The 16,923-nt window shown below is 72.6% G+C and carries 22 protein-coding genes; 9 read left to right on the forward strand and 13 right to left on the reverse strand.

The genetic code is table 11. The features are described from left to right. Nucleotides 1–74: 74 nt before the first annotated feature. The 3 genes from ACYVD5_RS20435 to ACYVD5_RS20445 all read right to left on the reverse strand — a co-directional run bounded on the left by ACYVD5_RS20435 (nucleotide 75) and on the right by ACYVD5_RS20445 (nucleotide 2,810). Nucleotides 75–1,220 (reverse strand): RNA polymerase sigma factor, encoded by a 1,146-nt coding sequence (locus ACYVD5_RS20435; RefSeq protein ID WP_461002811.1) that lies wholly within the window; start codon nucleotides 1,218–1,220, stop codon nucleotides 75–77. A gap of 7 nt (nucleotides 1,221–1,227) precedes the next feature. Next, nucleotides 1,228–1,635: a YciI family protein gene (locus ACYVD5_RS20440; RefSeq protein WP_461002705.1), complete on the reverse strand. Its 408-nt coding sequence runs from the start codon at nucleotides 1,633–1,635 to the stop codon at nucleotides 1,228–1,230. Between the two features lie 191 nt (nucleotides 1,636–1,826). Continuing rightward, the gene (locus ACYVD5_RS20445; protein ID WP_461002706.1) at nucleotides 1,827–2,810 is read right to left on the reverse strand and encodes an alpha/beta hydrolase family protein; all 984 of its coding nucleotides are present in this window, start codon (nucleotides 2,808–2,810) and stop codon (nucleotides 1,827–1,829) included. A gap of 211 nt (nucleotides 2,811–3,021) precedes the next feature. Between ACYVD5_RS20445 and ACYVD5_RS20450 the strand changes: the two genes are divergently transcribed. Together ACYVD5_RS20450 and ACYVD5_RS20455 are read left to right on the forward strand one after the other, a co-directional pair. Beyond that, nucleotides 3,022–3,393 carry a MerR family transcriptional regulator gene (locus ACYVD5_RS20450; RefSeq protein WP_461002707.1) on the forward strand — a complete coding sequence of 124 codons (372 nt, stop codon included), beginning with the start codon at nucleotides 3,022–3,024 and terminating at the stop codon, nucleotides 3,391–3,393. Between the two features lie 289 nt (nucleotides 3,394–3,682). After that, a complete protein-coding gene (locus ACYVD5_RS20455; RefSeq protein ID WP_461002708.1) occupies nucleotides 3,683–3,901 on the forward strand; it encodes a hypothetical protein in 219 nt (72 codons plus the stop codon). Nucleotides 3,902–4,073: 172 nt separating this feature from the next. On the opposite strand, the gene ACYVD5_RS20460 is transcribed toward ACYVD5_RS20455, so the two are convergent. From ACYVD5_RS20460 to map, 4 genes are all read right to left on the reverse strand, one after another. Beyond that, nucleotides 4,074–5,093, reverse strand: a complete 1,020-nt coding sequence (locus ACYVD5_RS20460) for an aldo/keto reductase (protein WP_461002709.1) — start codon at nucleotides 5,091–5,093, stop codon at nucleotides 4,074–4,076. Nucleotides 5,094–5,372: 279 nt separating this feature from the next. Further along, complete coding sequence (locus ACYVD5_RS20465; protein WP_461002710.1) at nucleotides 5,373–5,936, reverse strand: TetR/AcrR family transcriptional regulator; 564 nt, start codon at nucleotides 5,934–5,936, stop codon at nucleotides 5,373–5,375. Beyond that, nucleotides 5,929–6,765 carry an alpha/beta fold hydrolase gene (locus tag ACYVD5_RS20470; protein WP_461002711.1) on the reverse strand — a complete coding sequence of 279 codons (837 nt, stop codon included), beginning with the start codon at nucleotides 6,763–6,765 and terminating at the stop codon, nucleotides 5,929–5,931. The genes ACYVD5_RS20465 and ACYVD5_RS20470 overlap by 8 nt, the downstream gene beginning before the upstream one ends. 150 nt (nucleotides 6,766–6,915) lie before the next feature. Continuing rightward, on the reverse strand, nucleotides 6,916–7,734 hold the full coding sequence (gene map / locus ACYVD5_RS20475) for a type I methionyl aminopeptidase (RefSeq protein ID WP_461002712.1): 819 nt from the start codon (nucleotides 7,732–7,734) through the stop codon (nucleotides 6,916–6,918). A 94-nt stretch (nucleotides 7,735–7,828) separates the two neighbouring features. On the opposite strand from map, the gene ACYVD5_RS20480 reads away from it, so the two are divergent. After that, nucleotides 7,829–8,095: a helix-turn-helix transcriptional regulator gene (locus tag ACYVD5_RS20480; protein ID WP_461002713.1), complete on the forward strand. Its 267-nt coding sequence runs from the start codon at nucleotides 7,829–7,831 to the stop codon at nucleotides 8,093–8,095. Nucleotides 8,096–8,214: 119 nt separating this feature from the next. Here the strand turns inward: ACYVD5_RS20480 and ACYVD5_RS20485 are convergent, their stop codons facing one another. Next, nucleotides 8,215–9,204, reverse strand: coding sequence for a helix-turn-helix transcriptional regulator (locus ACYVD5_RS20485; RefSeq protein WP_461002714.1), 990 nt, complete (start codon nucleotides 9,202–9,204; stop codon nucleotides 8,215–8,217). 97 nt (nucleotides 9,205–9,301) lie between these two features. Here ACYVD5_RS20485 and ACYVD5_RS20490 point away from each other — a divergent pair, with 97 nt between their 5' ends. Together ACYVD5_RS20490 and ACYVD5_RS20495 are read left to right on the forward strand one after the other, a co-directional pair. Continuing rightward, nucleotides 9,302–9,880, forward strand: coding sequence for a DinB family protein (locus ACYVD5_RS20490; RefSeq protein WP_461002715.1), 579 nt, complete (start codon nucleotides 9,302–9,304; stop codon nucleotides 9,878–9,880). Then, nucleotides 9,880–11,004 (forward strand): winged helix DNA-binding domain-containing protein, encoded by a 1,125-nt coding sequence (locus ACYVD5_RS20495; RefSeq protein ID WP_461002716.1) that lies wholly within the window; start codon nucleotides 9,880–9,882, stop codon nucleotides 11,002–11,004. Before ACYVD5_RS20490 ends, ACYVD5_RS20495 begins: the two co-directional genes overlap by 1 nt. 28 nt (nucleotides 11,005–11,032) lie before the next feature. On the opposite strand, the gene ACYVD5_RS20500 is transcribed toward ACYVD5_RS20495, so the two are convergent. Further along, the gene (locus tag ACYVD5_RS20500) at nucleotides 11,033–11,413 is read right to left on the reverse strand and encodes a winged helix-turn-helix transcriptional regulator (RefSeq protein ID WP_461002717.1); all 381 of its coding nucleotides are present in this window, start codon (nucleotides 11,411–11,413) and stop codon (nucleotides 11,033–11,035) included. Between the two features lie 154 nt (nucleotides 11,414–11,567). Here ACYVD5_RS20500 and ACYVD5_RS20505 point away from each other — a divergent pair, with 154 nt between their 5' ends. Next, the gene (locus tag ACYVD5_RS20505; protein ID WP_461002718.1) at nucleotides 11,568–11,975 is read left to right on the forward strand and encodes a RidA family protein; all 408 of its coding nucleotides are present in this window, start codon (nucleotides 11,568–11,570) and stop codon (nucleotides 11,973–11,975) included. 123 nt (nucleotides 11,976–12,098) lie between these two features. Continuing rightward, complete coding sequence (locus tag ACYVD5_RS20510) at nucleotides 12,099–12,719, forward strand: class I SAM-dependent methyltransferase (RefSeq protein WP_461002719.1); 621 nt, start codon at nucleotides 12,099–12,101, stop codon at nucleotides 12,717–12,719. A gap of 75 nt (nucleotides 12,720–12,794) precedes the next feature. Here ACYVD5_RS20510 and ACYVD5_RS20515 read toward each other — a convergent pair whose 3' ends face one another. Then, nucleotides 12,795–13,634: a helix-turn-helix transcriptional regulator gene (locus ACYVD5_RS20515; protein ID WP_461002720.1), complete on the reverse strand. Its 840-nt coding sequence runs from the start codon at nucleotides 13,632–13,634 to the stop codon at nucleotides 12,795–12,797. A gap of 102 nt (nucleotides 13,635–13,736) precedes the next feature. On the opposite strand from ACYVD5_RS20515, the gene ACYVD5_RS20520 reads away from it, so the two are divergent. Together ACYVD5_RS20520 and ACYVD5_RS20525 are read left to right on the forward strand one after the other, a co-directional pair. Next, nucleotides 13,737–14,546 carry an SDR family NAD(P)-dependent oxidoreductase gene (locus ACYVD5_RS20520; RefSeq protein WP_461002721.1) on the forward strand — a complete coding sequence of 270 codons (810 nt, stop codon included), beginning with the start codon at nucleotides 13,737–13,739 and terminating at the stop codon, nucleotides 14,544–14,546. Between the two features lie 128 nt (nucleotides 14,547–14,674). Beyond that, complete coding sequence (locus tag ACYVD5_RS20525; protein ID WP_461002722.1) at nucleotides 14,675–14,980, forward strand: hypothetical protein; 306 nt, start codon at nucleotides 14,675–14,677, stop codon at nucleotides 14,978–14,980. A gap of 30 nt (nucleotides 14,981–15,010) precedes the next feature. Here ACYVD5_RS20525 and ACYVD5_RS20530 read toward each other — a convergent pair whose 3' ends face one another. From ACYVD5_RS20530 to ACYVD5_RS20540, 3 genes are all read right to left on the reverse strand, one after another. Further along, nucleotides 15,011–15,295 carry an antibiotic biosynthesis monooxygenase family protein gene (locus ACYVD5_RS20530; RefSeq protein WP_461002723.1) on the reverse strand — a complete coding sequence of 95 codons (285 nt, stop codon included), beginning with the start codon at nucleotides 15,293–15,295 and terminating at the stop codon, nucleotides 15,011–15,013. Continuing rightward, on the reverse strand, nucleotides 15,292–16,581 hold the full coding sequence (locus ACYVD5_RS20535; RefSeq protein ID WP_461002724.1) for an FAD-dependent monooxygenase: 1,290 nt from the start codon (nucleotides 16,579–16,581) through the stop codon (nucleotides 15,292–15,294). The genes ACYVD5_RS20530 and ACYVD5_RS20535 overlap by 4 nt, the downstream gene beginning before the upstream one ends. A 150-nt stretch (nucleotides 16,582–16,731) precedes the next feature. Next, on the reverse strand, nucleotides 16,732–16,911 hold the full coding sequence (locus ACYVD5_RS20540; protein WP_461002725.1) for a hypothetical protein: 180 nt from the start codon (nucleotides 16,909–16,911) through the stop codon (nucleotides 16,732–16,734). Nucleotides 16,912–16,923: the final 12 nt, after the last annotated feature.

Below are 16,923 nucleotides of genomic sequence, written 5' to 3' on the forward strand. Positions count from 1 at the left end.
GCTACCGCGGCCGGGCGCCGGCCCCGCTGCGGCGGGCAGTGTAGCGCGGGGGCGCCCACACCGCCCCCGCGGGCTCAGCCGCGTAGGCGGGTGTTGAGGCGTGCGGCCTGGCGGGTGAGGTGGTCGCGTTCGGCCAGGTTGGGTGCTGACCGGGCGGCTTCGGCGTAGAGCCGTGCTGCGGTGGCCGGATCCGCGGCGCGTTCGTGGAGGTAGGCCGCAGCCGCGGTGTGCCGGGGCAGCGCGGGGTCCAGTTCGGCCAGGGCCGCCAGTCCGGCGTGCGGGCCGTCGGCTTCGCCGAGGGCGACGGCCCGGTTGAGGCGGACCACCGGGCTGCCGGTGAGGCGCACCAGTTCGTCGTACCACTCGACGATCTGCACCCAGTCGGTCTCCTCGGCCGTTTGCGCGTCGGCGTGCAGCGCCGCGATGGCGGCCTGGGCCTGGAATTCGCCCAGCCGGTCGCGGGCCAGCGCCTGTTGGAGCAGGTCGACGCCTTCGGCGATCAGGCGGGTGTCCCACCGGCCGCGGTCCTGCTCGGCCAGCGGCACGAGGCTGCCGTCGGCGCCGGTGCGGGCCGGGCGCCGGGCGTGGTGCAGCAGCATGAGCGCGAGCAGGCCCGCGACCTCCGCATGGTCGGTCCTGGCCGCCAGTTGGCGCGTGAGCCGGATCGCTTCGCCGGCAAGGTCGACATCGCCGGAGTAGCCCTCGTTGAAGACCAGGTAGAGCACGCGCAGCACGGTGGCGATGTCGCCGGGGCGGTTGAACCGCACCGAGGAGACGGTGCGTTTTGCCCGGCTGATGCGCTGGGCCATGGTCGCCTCCGGCACGAGGTAGGCCCGTGCGATCTGGCGCGTGGTCAGGCCGCCGACCGCGCGCAGCGTGAGCGCGACGGCCGAGGCCGGTGTCAGGGACGGGTGTGCGCACAGGAAGTACAGCTGCAGCGTGTCGTCGGTCGCCTCGCCCGGGCCGGGCGCGGGCTCGCCTTCGACGCGTTCCTCGCGGTGGCGCCGGGAGGTATCGGCGCGGGCAGCGTCGATCATCTTGCGCCAGGCCACGGTGACCAGCCAGCCCTTGGGGTCGCGCGGCGGGCCCTGAGCCCACGAGTCCACGGCCTCGACCAGGGCGTCCTGCACGGCGTCCTCGGCCGCCGCGAAACCGGCTCCGCGGCGGACGAGGATCCCGATCACGGCGGGGGTGAGCCGCCGCAGCAGGTCCTCGTCCACCATTGCGTCACTCCGGGATGGTCGGGGCCGCACCCATGAACGGGCGCAGCTCAAGCCACTCGTGGATCGGTTCGCCGCCCGCGCCCGGCGCCGCGGACAGTTCGGCGGCCAACTCCAGCGCCCGCTCGTAGGTCTCGACGTCGATCACCATCCAACCCGCGATCAGGTCCTTGGTTTCGGCGAACGGGCCGTCGGTGACCGGCGGCCGCCCCTCGCCGTCAAAGCGCACGAAGGTGCCCTGGTCCGAGAGCGCCTGGCTGTCGACGAACTCGCCGGTCTCCTCCAGCCGAGCGGCGAAGTCCTCCATGTAGCGCATGTGGGCCGAAACCTCCTCCGGCGTCCACTTGTCCATCGGCACGTCGTTGACGGCTGCCGGCGCGCCCCGGTAGTGCTTCAGCAGCAGGTACTTGGCCATCGTGTTCTCCTTGTTGCGGTACAACCCATTGTGGCCGTGTTCACCACCGGGGACGTAACCGCGCGCGGGTTCTCGACATCCCCCCGCGAAAAACCTCCGATGGATTTCACCGGCTCCGCGCCGCGGGCTCCGCCCCGCGCTCGCGGGGGCGGAGCCGTGCACCGCGGCGTCCGGGATTCACGCGGGCGGCATCACTTGGACTCGATCCGACCCAGCGGGTGGCTACCCTCCGACAGCGTCTTGTGTGCCGCCGACCAGTCGGAGCCGTCGATGCCGAGGGCATGGCGGAGGTAGGCCCAGGTGGCCCGCTGGATCAGGGCGAGCCGTTCCGGGTTCTCGTCCGTGTTCTCCTTGGCGTCGTAGCCGAAGATTCCGCCGAGCGAGTGCTCGGCCCCGAACAGGGTGAGCAGGCTCTTGTCGCCGGAGCTCATCAGGTAGGGGTCGGCCGTCCAGTCGGGTCCGCGGACGGTGAGCGGGAGGTGGTCGGCATCCCCCATGACCACGAGGGCCGGCGTGGTCATGTCCGCGAACTCCGGAGCCCGCAGCCACGGGAAGTTCTCGGCTGCGAACGAGGTCAAGGAGTCACCGCCCCGGCCGGCCGTGGCCAGCAGTACGCCGGCTTTGACCCGCGCATCGGACAGGTCCGCTGGGGCACCGTCCTGCGGGTCGGCGACGCGCAGCCCCAGCAGGATGCCCGCCGTCTGGCCGCCGAAGGAGTGTCCGGCCGCGGCGATGCGGCTGCGGTCCAGGCGCCCGCGGAGTCCGGGCACGGCGGCCTCCAGCAGGTCCAGCCGGTCGAGGATGAGCCGCATGTCCTCGACGCGGAAACGCCAGAACCGCGGCCTGCGGGGGTCGTCGGCGGCCAGGCTCAGCGTCTTGGAGTCGAGGTGGGTGGGTTGGATGACCGCGAAACCGCGGGCGGTCCAGAAATCGACCAGGGGGCCGTAGCCCTCCAGCGACGAGCCGAAGCCGTGCGAGAAGACGATGACGGGCAGGTCGCGGCCTGTCGCAGGCGCGGACACGCGCACGTGCAGGTCCGTGCCGCGGCCCGGCGCCGGTAGCACCACCGGCTTGGTCGAGACGATGGGCGCGGGCGCGTAGGCGGCGACGCCGGTGGCCGCCGGGTCGGTTTCGGGTGCGCCTGCTGCGGTTGCGGTGGTTCTTGTCGGCTGCATGGGAGCGTTCTCTTTCGCTGTTGTTTCTGCGTCGGTGCCGGGTGGCGGGGCCGCCGCCACCCGCCGCGGCCGGCGCACGTATCGGTGGGCTGCGCATGCCCGAGCCCGTGTCGACGGTTCCGGCAGGGGGTGCGGCCTCATGCGCTACGCTAAAAGCTGACGTTAACGTCAGAGGCAAGATGTGTGGTGCAGGTCATATTCGGGGGGACTGATGCGTATCGGCGAGCTCGCCACCAGGACCGGTGTCAGCGTTCGCGCCCTGCGCTACTACGAGGAACGGGACCTGCTCACCCCCCGACGCAGTGCCGGCGGCCAGCGCCACTACCCCGACAGCGCGGTCGAGCGCGTCCGGCTCATCCAGCAGCTCTACGCGGCCGGACTGTCGGGCAGGGCGATCCTGGAGATGCTGCCGCACGTCGTCGACGGCAGGGCGACACCGGAACTGATCGACCGGCTCTCGGCCGAACAGGCCCGTATCGACGCGAAGATCGGCGAGCTGGTCAGCGCCCGCGACAAGCTCGGCACCGTCATCGGCAACGCCACCGCGAACTGGCGCACCGGCCAGCGCTGCCAACCCGAGTGACCACCGCGGCGGCATAGGCGCGTAGACGGCAGACCGGCGAGGCGGACCGGCTGCACCGGCTTCCTCCGCGGCGCCCGCGGTTCAGTCGGCTTTCCCGTTCCGGGCCCAACGGCCACTCCGCCAACCGCCCTGCGCACGCAGAGCGCCTGCGGGAGGACCGGGTGCGGTACTTCGAAAGATATCGAAGTGCCTCGCCCCCCGCAGGCGCCGCGGGGTACACAGGAGGCTCCTTCGGCGTGATCCCCCCGCGGGAAAGACGCCGCTGACACGGGACACAGGGAGCACTTACATGACGCGTTTGCTGCAGGGTCTGGTCGCTGTCGTCTTCGCCGGGGCGGTGGTCTTCACCTTCGGGGCAACCGCCAGCGCCGCCAGCACCGCTGGCCCCTACGACACCGAAGACAGCTGCATATCAGCCCGCAACGAGTACAACCGCTACTACGACATCGACAGCGCCTGCTTCCAATATCCGCCCATCGGCGGGAGCTGGTGGTTCTACTACTCCTAGTAGGCACCCCGCCTCAGCGTGGCGGCCGCGCCGGGCCCTCGCGTGCGTTCACGAGTGCGGGCCCCTTGCCTGGTACGGCAGGGGCCCGCTTACGCGCGGACCGGCCGGGCCGGATACCGGGGTTGCGGATTGCGGAGCAAGGGAGCAGGATCCCGCCCCGCTCCTCGGACGGTCAGCGGCGCCGCAGCGAGGCGTCGAGCAGCGCGGGCGGCGTGTCGGTCTTCTCGTGCGCGGCCAGGTCGGTGCCGGGAGCAACGATCGCGTCGACCGCGTCGAGTACGTCGGCGGAGAGGACGGTGTCGGCGGCGGCGAGCTGGGAGTGCAGGTGCTCCAGCGTCCGGGGGCCGATGAGCGCGCTGGTCACGGCGGGGTGCGCGGTCACGAACCCCAACGCGAGCTGGATCATGGTCAGGCCGGCCTCGTCGGCGACCGCGGCCAACTGCTCGACGGCATCGAGCCGGGCCCGGTTGGCGGGGATTGCGGTGTCGAAGCGCTGCGGCATGAACGCCGAGCGGTGGGTGGCGACCTCCCGGCCCTGACGGACCGCGCCCGAGAGCCAGCCCGAGGCCAGCGGGCTCCACACCAGCACACCGAGCCCGTACTCCTCGGTCACCGGCAGCACATGGGTCTCGATGCCGCGCTGCAGGATCGAGTAGCTGGGCTGTTCGGTGACATAGCGGCTCAGGCGGTGCTCGCGGGCGGCCCACTGGGCCTGCACGAGGCGGTAGGCGGGAAACGTCGAGGAGCCGAAGTGGCGGATCTTGCCCGCGCGCTGCAGATCGGTCAGCGCCGACAGCGTCTCCTCGTCGCTGGTGGCGGGGTCCCACCGGTGGATCTGGTAGAGGTCGACGTGGTCGACACCGAGGCGGCGCAGGCTGTTGTCCAGCTCGGTGGTCAGCCAGCGGCGCGAGCTTCCCCGGTGGTTGCGCTCCTCGCCCATGGGCAGGCCCGCCTTCGTCGCCAGCACGATGTCGTCGCGGCGGCCGGCGATGGCCTTGCCGAGCAGCTCCTCGGACTCGCCGCCGCTGTAGGCGTCGGCGGTGTCGATGAGGTTGATCCCGCCCTCCAGGGCGGCGTCGACGATGCCGGTGACCTCTTCCTGGGTGGTGCCCCCGATCCGGCCGAAGTTCATTGCGCCGAGCGCAAGGGAGCTGACCTGCACACCGGTGCGGCCCAAGGTGCGGTACTGCATGAGAGGTGTCCTTTGCGTTGCGGGTGGTCTGCGTTGCGGTGGCCGCAGTGGTGCTGCGGGCGCGGCCTCCGGCCCGTTGCCGCCGGCGGCAACGGAAACGGAACACCGTACCGTTTAACCATACGGAGCACGGTTCCGTTTAGCAAACCCAAGGCCGCCGCGGACTCCTGCGGCGTGCGGCGGTCCCCGCACGCACGCCGCACGCCGCCGCAACCGCCCCGCGGCCACAGCACGGAGGGACGGCCGCACGCGCGCCGGTCTCCGACCGGTGCGGCCGCCTCAGCATGCCCGCAGCCCCCGGTCGGTGAAGGCGATCAGCCACTCGAAGCTCTCGTCGGTGTCGGCGCTCCACTGGAAGCCGTTGCCCGCCTGCAACGTGGCGAAGCCGTGGCAGAGGCTGCGGATCATCCGCAGCGCGTGGTCAACCTCCGACTCGCGTATGTCGTAGCCGCTCAGAACCGACATAAATGCATCGAGCAGCCGCTGGCCTGCGACGGCCAGCGGATCGTCCGGACCGGTCGGTTCCGCGCCGATCGTGGCGGCATAGCGGCCGGGATGCTCCAGGACAAAGGCGCGGAAGGCGCGCGCCGCGGCCGCCAGGGCGTCGCGGCCCGCACACCCCTGGACCGCGCCGCCGACGGCTTCGGCGGCCTGACTCAACGCCAGGACCGCGATGCGCCGGTTAAGGTCGTCCTGGCCGCCCACGTGCTTGTACAGCGACGGGGTGCGTACCCCCACCCGCTCGGCCAGCAGCCCCATCGTCAGGTTGGCCGCCCCGACCTCGTCGGCGATGTCGGCGCCTGCGGCGACCACGGCCGCCGGGTCCAGTCCGGCCCTAGGCATGGGCGGCGTCCGATCGCAGGAAGGAGAGGATGAGCGAAACCACCTGGTCGGGGAACTGGTCGTGCGGGTAGTGGCCGGTGCCCTCGATCATCTCCAGGCGGCCCAGGCCCGAGGGCAGGGCGTCGACGACCGCCGACCCCTCGGCGTGCGGGTCGGCCCAGTCGGGATCCTGCGTGCCCATCACCACCAGCACCGGGCAGCCGACGTTGCCGAGCTGCGCGCCGGCGTCGGTGGGGGCGCTGCCGCCCATGCCTTTGAGGGCCTTCATCCGGCCGGGTTCGCGCAGGGTGGCCTCGACGCGGCCGCGCCGCTGGGCCCAGTGGGCCGGTTTCGCGCCGGGGTAGGCGACGTCGAGGTAGGAGCCCCACAGCGCCACGCTGCTGAAGACGGTCGTACCGAGCAGCCGCAGCATGCCCTGCCGGAACCGCTTCACCCGCAGGTCGCCGAGGCGGACCGACTGCTTTCTGGTGAACGGCGCCAACTCGACCACCGCGGTGACCAGCGAGGGTTCCTGCGCCGCGGCGATGGTGGCGGCGCCGCCGGAGACCGAGTGGCCGACGAGCACGGCCGGGCCGCCCAGGTGGCGGATCAGGGCGAGCAGGTCGCCGGCGATGGCGGTGCGGCTCCACTCCGGCCAGTCGGCGCTGGATTCGCCGCAGCCGCGCAGGTCCACCGCAGCGACCCGGTAGCCCGCCGCCACCAGCGGCGGGACCACGGCGCCATAGGCGGCGCGACTGTCGCCCATACCGTGCGCGAGCACGACCAGCGGGCCGGTCCCCGACACGTCGTAGGCGATCGTGCCGTCGTCGACGGCAAGGTATTCGGTCATGGCATCTCCCGGACAGCAACAAGCTAATGTCGTTAGCTAAAAGCTAATGGCATTAACCTAGGCTGTCAATGTTCCGCCCGACCGGGCCGAGCCGAACGGGCCGGCCCGCGCAAGCCGCGCAAACGGACCCCGCCCCCGATCGCGCCCGTGTCAGCGTTCGGTCGCCGATGGCGCCGGTCGGTCTGGCGTCCCCGCGCCGCCGCTCGGGGCCCGGGTGAGCACCAGAGGGCCGTTTTCGGTGATGGCGACCGTGTGCTCGGAATGAGCGGTGCGCGAGCCGTCGGCCGAGCGGATGGTCCAGCCGTCCGGGTCGAAGACGATCTTGTTGGTGCCGGCGGCGAACCAGGGCTCGATGGCGACCGTGAGGCCGGGACGCAGCTTCCGGCCGCGGCCGGGGCGGCCGTTGTTGGGGATATGCAGGTCCTCGTGCATCGTGCGGCCGATGCCGTGCCCGCCGAACTCCAGGTTGACCGGGTAGCCGTACTGCGCGGCGACCGCGCCGATGGCCGCCGAGATGTCTTCGAGCCTGTTGCCCGGCTGGGCGGCCTTGATCGCGGCCTCCAGCGCGACCTCGGTGGCCTCGACCAGCCGCACATCCCGCTCGGCAGGGGTGCCGACGATAACGGAGCGGGCCGCGTCCGCCGCCCAGCCGTCGATGACCACCGCCATGTCCATGGTCAGCAGGTCCCCATCGCGCAGCTTGTAGCTGTGCGGCAACCCGTGCAGCACCGCATCGTTGACCGAGAGGCACACCACATTGCGGAACGGGCCTTTGCCGAACGAGGGCTCGTAGTCCCAGTAGCAGGACTCCGCGCCGCGCTCCTTGATCCGGCGGCGCGCATGGTGCTCCAGGTCCATCAGGTTGACCCCTACTTCGGCGAGGTCGGCGAGTTCGGCCAGCACCTGGCCGACGAACCGCCCGGTGGTGTGCATACGCTCGATGTCTTTGGGTGTTTTGTGCTCGATCACGTTGGTCCTCGACTCTCCGGGGCGGACGATAGGTATATTTATACCAGTGGCGCGCACGGTTGCCGCCGGGTACCCGCGGCTTTAGCATGTGCGCATGGTTCGCCATCCGCTCGCCCCCGAACAGATCGAAGCGGGCCGACGCCTCGGGGCGGCGCTGCGCTCCGCCCGGGCCGGACGCAATCCCGCCGAAGTGGCCATGGCGGCGGATATCTCGCCGGAAACCCTCCGCAAGATCGAGACCGGCCGGCTGCCCACACCGGCCTTCGGCACCATCGTCAGGCTCAGCGAGGTCCTCGGCGTCCCGCTGTCCGATCTGGCCATCGCCTGGCGCACCGACCCCGCCCTGAGCAGGGCCTCCTAGCGGCTGGCCTTGGGGCGTGCGGAAGGCTGGCGATGATCATGAAGAAATGCCGGTCTCAGCTGTAAAATCCGGGCATTTCTGCATGGTCATCAGTGCGCCGGGTGCACCGATCGTCGGGCTCAACCGTCCGAAGGCGCTGCGGCGGCGTAGCGGGCGGCCAGGCGGGCGACGGCGTCGCTGAGTTCGGGCGGCCCGACGACCTCGAAGTCGGCGTCGAACATGCCGATGGCGGCGGCCAGGCCGGCCCAGGACCACGAACCCGCAACGACGCGGCAGCGGTCGGGCCCGAGTTCCGCGACGACACCGTCGCGGACGAAACGGGACACGGCCTCCGCGGGCAGGTCCAGCACCACCTCGCCGCGGCACGGCCATCCGTCCGCGCTGCCTTTGAACCGGTTGGCGACAAAGGCCGCCACATCGCCCCCGGGCACATCGCGCGGGCGGAAACGGGGCCCGGTCGGAGTTCGCGGGGTGATCCGGTCGGCCCGGAAGGTGCGCCAGTCCCCGCGGTCGAGGTCCCAGGCCACCAAGTACCAGCGCCCGCCCCACGTGACGAGGTGGTGGGGCTCGGCCCGGCGCGGCGGCACCGGAACGCCTGCATCGGCAGCGCTCGGCGCGGAGACGGCCGCGTAGTCGAAGCGCAACACCTCGCAGGCGTGGACAGCCGCACTGAGCGCCATCAGCACACTGCCGCCGACCTGCGGTCTCACCTCGGCTGGGGCGTTGTCGACGGCGGTTACCTGGAGCATGTCGATGCGGCGGCGCAGCCGGGCCGGCATCACCTGCCGGACCGTGTTCAACGCGCGTACCGCCGCCTCCTCGATGCCGGCGCCGGAGGTGGCGGCGATCTGCAGCGCCACGGCCAGCGCGACGGCCTGCTCGTCGTCGAACAGCAGCGGCGGCAGGTCCGCGCCGGCGCCGAGCCGGTATCCGCCCTCGGGCCCCTTGGCCGCCACGATCGGGTAACCCAGTTCGCGCAGGCGGTCGACATCGCGGCGCACGGTGCGCGGGCTCACCGCCAGCCGCTCGGCCAGCACCTCCCCCGGCCAGTCCCGGCGCACCTGCAGCAGGGAGAGCACTTGCAGCAGCCGGGCCGAAGTTTTCGCCATGAATCCATCCTGCCGCAAGAACAGGACAAAACCTGTCCGCCTCTGCTGCCAATGTGGTCCCCAGATCGCAACGGAGCACAACCGGAAGGACTCCGCCATGACCGCGCAAACCGCACCCGCCACGCCGCTGGCCAGCGAGCGCGCCGACCTGATCACCGAACTCGCAGCCGCGCGGGCGGCGCTGACCCGCGCCGCGCACGGACTCACCGACGAGCAGCTCGGTGCGCGTCCGACCGCCGGCGCACTGTGCCTGGGCGGGCTGATCAAGCATGTCGCCTCCGTGGAGGAGTCGTGGCTGCGGTTCGTCCTCGAAGGCCCCGCGGCGATGACCTTCGACCTGCCCGACGGTGTTACCCCGGCCGACCTCATGGCCGGTACCGCGCGCGAGTTCCCGCAGTGGGCGATCGACCGCCAGAACGACTTCACGATGCTGCCCGGCGACACCCTGCCCGCAATCCTGGAGCGCTACGAGAAGGTCGCCGCCCGCACCGACGAGATGGTCGCCTCCATCCCCGACCTGTCCGCGACGCACACGCTGCCGCCGGCGCCGTGGAACCCGCAGGAAGAGGTGTACAGCGTGCGCCGGGTGCTGCTGCACGTCATCGCCGAGACCACCCAGCACGCCGGCCACGCCGACATCCTGCGCGAGACGATCGACGGGCGGACCTCGACCTGATGACCGTCCTCAGCACCCGGGCGCTCAACCGCGCCACGCTCGCCCGCCAACTGCTGCTCGACCGCGCGGACCTGCCGGCGCGCGACGCCGTCGCCCACCTGTGCGGCATGCAGGCGCAGGAGCCCCAGGAGCCGTTCATCGGGCTGTGGGCGCGGCTGCGCGCGTTCGACCCGGCGGAGCTGTCGGACCTGCTGACCGGGCGCGGCGTGGTACGGACCCACCTCATGCGCCGCACCGTCCACCTTGTCGCGGCCGAGGACGCGCTGGCCTGGCGGGCCCGCCACGACGCCATGCTGCGCCAGCGGGTACTGGGGGTTTACCGCAGCGAGTTCGGCGGTGTGGACCTCGCCGAACTCGCTGCGGCGGGCCGGGCGGTGATGGCCGATGGCCAGGCCCGCTCGATGGCGGGACTCGCGCGGGAGCTCGCCGGCCGGTGGCCCGGTGTGAGTACGCGCGCGCTCGGGGAGATGCTGGTCGCCGCGCTGGTCCCGATGGTGCAACTGCCGCCGCGCGGACTGTGGCGGACCAAGGGCGGCGTGCGCAACCTCCCGATGACGGCCTGGCTGGGCCGCGGGATCGCCCCGCTGCCGGCGGACGGCTCCGACCCGGCGGGCCAGGCGCTGCTGCGGCGCTACCTGGCCGCGTTCGGACCCGCCGCATCGTCCGACCTGCGCGCCTGGTGCGGCCTGGCCGGGCTGCCGGCAGCGGTCAAGGCCCTGCGCGAGGAGCTGGTCTCCTTCCGCGACGAGCGCGGCCGGGAACTGCTGGACCTGCCCGATGCGCCGCGCCCCGACCCCGACACCCCCGCGCCGGTGCGGTTCCTGCCGGCGTTCGACAACGCGGTCCTCGGCTACCACGACCGCAGCCGGATCATCGACGACGCCGACCGCGGCCTGTCGGTCGCCGGCGCGCGCGTGGTCCTGGTCGACGGCCGGGTCGCCGCGACCTGGACCGTCGAATACGGCGCCGGAGACCGCGCCGGCGCGGGCACGGTGGCCGTCGCCCCGCTGCGCCGCTTCACCCGCGACGAGCATGCCGGTGTCGCCGAGCAGGGGCGGGAACTGGCGTCGTTTCTGTCCGACGGCGAAAGCGACCGCGTGCGGATCGCCGATCCCGGCCGCTGAGGGGCCGGCCGCGCCCGAGCCCGGCCCCTCAGCCGTCGAAGCGGCGGCGCGAAGCCTCGATGTCACCGAGGTAGCGGTGGGTCCAGTCGCACATCGAGCCGACCGTCGCGCGCAGGCCTTCGCCGGGTTCGGTGAGGCTGTACTCGACCCGCGGCGGCACGGTCGGGTGCACCGTCCGCTCGACCAGGCCGTTGCGCTCCAGCATGCGCAGGTTCTGGGTGAGCATCTTGTGGCTGATGCCCTCGACCCGGGTGTGCAGCTCGCTGAAGCGCAACGTGCCCTGGCCGAGGAACTCGATGATCAGAAACGCCCACTTGTTGGCGACGTCGGAGAAGATCTCCCGCGCCAGGGAGTCGGCACGTGTCAGGTCTTCATCGGCGGGCGAGCCGCTGAACTTGTTTGTCACCATCGGGTTCCCCAGTCACTGAAAAGTGCGTTCTTCCTTTTCAGCGGCCACTCTCTTACGGTTCCCCAGTAACCGCAAGTGAGCGAGTGCGCCGGGATCCGCGGGCCTGCGCGAGCGGGCCCGCGCCGCGGCGCCGAGGAGGAGAGGAAGCGCCACCATGGCCATTACCCTGGTGAATCCCGACGGGCTGCCGGAGGTCGGCATCTACCGGCAGGTGTCGGTCGCCACCGGATCGAAACTGGTGTTCGTCGCCGGCCAGGTCGCCTGGGGCGGCGACGGCGGCACGGTCGGCAAGGGCGACCTCGCCGCCCAGGCCGAGCAGTGCTACCTCAACATCGCCACCGCCCTGGCCGCGGCCGGCGCCACCTTCGACGACGTGGCGAAACTGACCGTCTACCTCGTCGACTGGACCCCCGACAAGATGCCCCTGTTCGTCGAAGGGGTCTCCCGAGCCGCCGAAAAGCTGGGCGGCACCCCGCTCCCGCCACTCACCGGCATAGGCGTCGCCGCACTGGCCGAACCCGACCTGCTGGTGGAGGTCGAGGCCACCGCGGTCATCGACTGAGGGCCCCGGCCGGGCCACCGGTGGTTTGTGCCGGTGGTTCATGCTGCGGTGGTTCGGCGCCGTCGTTGCCGGTCCGGGAAAACGGTTCGCCGCCCCTGCCGCGGGTGGCTAGCGTGGCCCGGCATGGACATTGGCGATCCCAAGGAACTGGTCCGGCGCGGCTATGATGCGCTCGGCCTGCGCTATGAGCAGGCATACGGGGTCCAGGGCAAGTACCGGCCGTGGATCGCCGAACTGCGCCGGCGCATCCCGGCCGGGAGCGCGGTGCTGGATGTGGGGTGCGGCAGCGGGGTTCCCGTCGCCGGCACGCTGGCGGCGGCGGGCCACCGCGTCACCGGCATCGACATCAGCGAAGGCCAGATCCGCAGGGCGCGGGAACAGGTACCGCAGGCCGAGTTCTGCTGCGCCGACGCCGTCACCGCGGATTTCGCACCGGAGCGGTTCGACGCGGTGGTCTGCCTGTACGCGCTCATCCACATCCCGCTCGCCGAGCAGTTGCCGCTGCTGGAGAAAATCGCCGCATGGCTGCGGCCCGGCGGCTGGTTCGTCGCCACCACCGGCCACAGCGCCTGGACCGGCGTCGACGAGGACTGGTTGGGCGGCGGGACCGCCATGTGGTGGAGCCACGCGGATGCGGCGACCAACCGGGACTGGATCGGCCGAGCCGGTATGCGCGTCGTGCGGGAGGAGTTCGTTCCCGAAGGCGATGGCGGGCACGCGCTGTTCTGGGCCCGGCGCGGCTGAGGGGCGTGTACCGGCGCCATGTCCTGCGGCGCCCGACCGCTACGGCCGGCCGGGCGCCCCGCCTCGCGCTGCCGTTTAGCGGGGTGCGTCCATGCGTTGGGTGCCGATGACCGAGAGCAGCCGCAAGGCCTTTTCCGACGGGGAGCCGGGGGCGGCGGTGTAAATGACGACCTGCTGGTCGCGGTCGGTGATGTCGAGGACATCGCAGTTGACGGTGATCGCCCCGACCTGCGGGTGCTGGAAGGTCTTGCGCAGGCCGGGCTCGGCGGATACGTCGTGGGCGGCCCAGCGCCGGGCGAAATCCTCGCTGCCGGCCAGGAGTTCGGCCACCAGATCGGCCGTCTCGGCATCGTCGGGGTAGCGGGCGGCGGCCGCGCGCAGGGTCCGGGGCGCGTTGTCGGTGAAAGCGGAGATGTCGGACACGCCGAACAGTGCCGGCGGCCCGAGGAAGGCCCGGCGCGCGAGGTTGCGGTCGCGCCGGCTCGCGGCGGAGAAGTCCTCCATGAGGGCGGCAGCCAGATCGTTCCAGGCGATCACCTCCTGGATCGCCGAGGTTACGATCGCCGCGGCCAGCGGCAGCCGCTCCAGCAGGTCCAGGATGCTCTGGCGGACCTCGCGCGGGGGCCCGGGCGCCGGAGCCGGCGGTGTGCCGGCGAGGTCGTGGAGGTAGGCGCGTTCGGCGTCGTCCAGGCGCAGCGCCCGGGCGAGCCCGGACAGTACCTCGCGCGAGGGGTGCGGGCCGCGGGCCTGCTCCAAGCGCGTGTAGTACTCGGTCGAGATGAACGCCAGCTGCGCCGCTTCCTCGCGGCGCAGCCCCGGGGTGCGGCGGCGCGGCCCGGCGGGCAGCCCCACGTCGGCGGGGGCGATCCGCTCGCGCCTGCTGCGCAGGAACGATGCCAGCTCTTGTCTGTCCACTCCCCCAGTGTGCCGGTGCGCCGCCGCGCGAGCCAGGTACCGGCGGTACCCGGCACCGGCGGTGCCTGGATGGGATCGGGCGCTCGGCGCAGGCTGGCCACCATGAACGCAACAGCCAACACCGACACATCCACCGCCACCCCCACCGCCGAGCCGGGCCTGCTGGCCGGCAAGGCCGTCTTCATCTCCGGTGCCGGACGCGGCATCGGCGCCGCCGCGGCGCGGCTGTTCGCCCGCGAAGGTGCCCGGGTACTGCTGGCGGCCCGGACCGAGGACCAGCTCAAAGCGGTGACCGCCGAGATCCGGGCGGCCGGCGGCACCGCCGACCACGTGGTCTGCGACCTCGCCGACGCGGACAGTGTGCGCGCCGCCGTCGACCGCGCCGTGGACCTGTACGGCCGGCTCGACGCCGCCTTCAACAACGGGGCGTCGAACGTGCCGCCGGGCCCGATGGATCAGACGCCGGAGAGCGGCTTCGACCACGTCTACGCCGTGAACCTCAAGGGCCCGTGGCTGTCCATGTCCGCCCAGGTCGCCGCGATCCGCGCCACCGCCGGGACCGGGGCGATCGTCAACAACTCCAGCGTCGGCAGCCTGCGGGCCAACCCCGAGCTGCCCGTCTACGGGGCGATGAAGCGGGGCCTCAACAGCCTCACCGAGTCGGCGGCCCGCACTTTCGGCCCCGAAGGCATCCGGGTCAACGCCGTCTCCCCCGGCGCCACCCTGACCGAGATGGTCCGCGCCTGGGAGGAGCACACGCCCGGCGTCATGGACTACATGAAGACCATGTCCCCGCTGGGCCGTATCGCCGACCCCGGCGAGATCGCCGAAGCCGCCGCGTGGCTGCTGAGCGACCGTGCCTCCTACGTCAACGGGGCGATCCTGCAGGTCGACGGCGGTGCCGGGGCCTGAGCCCGCGGCCGTGTCAGCTGTCAGCCGCGCGCCGAGGCGCTGCCGGCCCCGCCGGCCGCGGCCGGCGGGGCCCATTCGATGCGGTGGTCGTAGATCCACCGGCTCGGGTCGTTGCCGGTGCGGGCCATGTGCCGCAGGCCCAGGCGCATGATGAGGTCGCGCGGAAGGCGGGCGAGGGGGCGAGCACGGAACCGGGGCCGGCGACGTCGGCGGAGTCGGTCGCCGCCCACAGCGCCCGGCTCGGCGGACTCGCCGACGCCGAACGGCTGCCCGACCTGCGCGCGGCGATCGATGCGGGCGCGTTGGACTACCCGCCTGACACCCCCGCCACCGAGCGCCGCTTCGACTACGCCTTCGGCCTCGCCTGCATCCTGGACGGCGTCGAGGCCCTCATCCGCGAGCGAACCGCCGCGGCGGGCCCGGCCGCAGGCTGAACCCGGCCGGGCCCGCCGCGCACGCCGTCGTCACAGCGCGGTGAGGCGGACGATCTCCCGGGGACGCACTTCGCGCTCGTCGTAGGCGATGTCGACGTCGGTGTGCTCCAGCGCGGCGAACGATGCCGCCATCGCCTCCTCGGACTCCCACTGCACCGTGGAGACGACCGCGTCGCCGGAATCGGGCAGCCAGCAGTCGGCGGCCAGGCACCCCGGCATGGACCGGAACGTGGCGGCGACGTGCTGCATGCGTGCGATGAACGCCTCGCGGTGGTCTGCGCGGGGGTAGTGGTTGCCTATCATCCCGACCTTCATGGGGTGCTCCTCCTTGGTAGCGCGGTGCCGGATTCGTCGGTGGATTCGCTGCCGGTATCGGTGCGGTGGGGCGCCGCGGCGGCGCCGGTGCGGCCCGGCTCCGGCCGGCGGGCGCTGACCCCGCGGATGAGCATGCCGAACAGCCCGGTCGCCATCCGGTCGGGCATGGCGGCGGCCGGGGCCAGCGCCGCCTCGCTCTGGAAGAGGGTCCGCGGGCCGGAGGTGGCGACGGCGTTGGTGGCCACCGCCGCCGCCAGCGCGGCCGGGCGCCGCCGCGCCCGGCCGTAGCGGCGCAGCGCATCGGCCGGGTCCCGGCTGATGGGGCCGCCTGCCGCCGGTGCGGGACCCGCGCCGCCGAGCACGCGCAGCAGCACCGCGACGTCCTCCAGCGCCTGGCCTGCGCCCTGGGCGAGGATCGGCGGCATCGTGTGCACGGCATCGCCGACCAGCACGCACCGGCCGCGGTGCCAGTGCAGCGGGGCGCGGTGCCGGTGGTGCGGGAACAGTTCGACGTCGTCCTCCGACATCGCCGCGAGCAGTTCGGGCACGGGCGACGCCCACGACGCGTACTTGGCCCGCAGCGCCTGCAGCGCCCCGGGGCGGCGGCCCGAGCCGTCGCCGGGCCGCCAGGGGACGTCGATCAGCCACTGCAGCAGCCCTTCGCCCGCGGGGTGCATGCCGACATCGCCCTCGCGGCCGAGGAACAGCAGGGCGCGCGGACCCGGGTCGAAGGGTGCTGCGATCAGGCCCTGCCAGGTGGCGGCGCCGGTGGGGCGCGCGGTCACCGCCGGGCCGGCGCCGAAAAGCTCGGTCCGCACTTGGGAGCCGATGCCGTCGGCACCGATGAGCAGGTCGGCGGTGTGGCGGGTGCCGTCCTCGGTTTCGGCGTGCACGGACCGGCCGTCGTCGCGCAGGCGGCTCAGGCGCGAGCCGAAGGCGACGGTTCCGTCCGGGAGCCCTGCGGCGAGGCGGGCCAGCAGTATCCGGCGGGGCAGCACCAGCGCCGGTGTGTTGTACGGGGTGCTGAGCCGCCGGGTGTCCACGGTCATCAGCGGGCGCCCTTTGGCGCTGCGGACATCGACGGCGTCCAGGCGCCGGCCTGCTCCGCCGAGGTCGACGCCGAGGCCGGCGAGCACCGCCGTGGCGTTGTGCCAGAGCGTGAGCGCGCAGCCGCCGGTGCGCAGGGCCGGCGCCCGTTCGAGCACGGTCACGTCGTGGCCTGCGGCCAGTAGCCCGCGGGCCGCCGCCAGCCCGGCGACTCCGGCACCTGCGATGAGAACGCGCATATCCGTCCCCCTACCCCCTGTAGTTCTACGTCCAGTAGTACTACGGAAGGTCGTTAAAAAGAAGGGGCGGGACGCGTCCGGATCCGGCCGCCGGGCCGTGGCCGCACGGCCACGACCCGGCTCGGCCGGCGGCCCATCGGCCGGTGCGGCTCAGCCCTGGCGGCCGGGAAGCATGGACAGCGCCTTGGCGCGCTGGGCGACGAGGTCGTCGTAGGTGCCGTCGCGCTCGGCCCAGCGGTGCATGCGGACCTTCTCGACCAGGACCTCGTGCGGAGTGGGCTCCTGGGCGAGCAGCTCCATGACCTCGGCCAGGTAGTCGCCGACCGGCACGCACCGGCCGCG

It is taken from the genome of Streptomonospora sediminis (assembly GCF_054778995.1).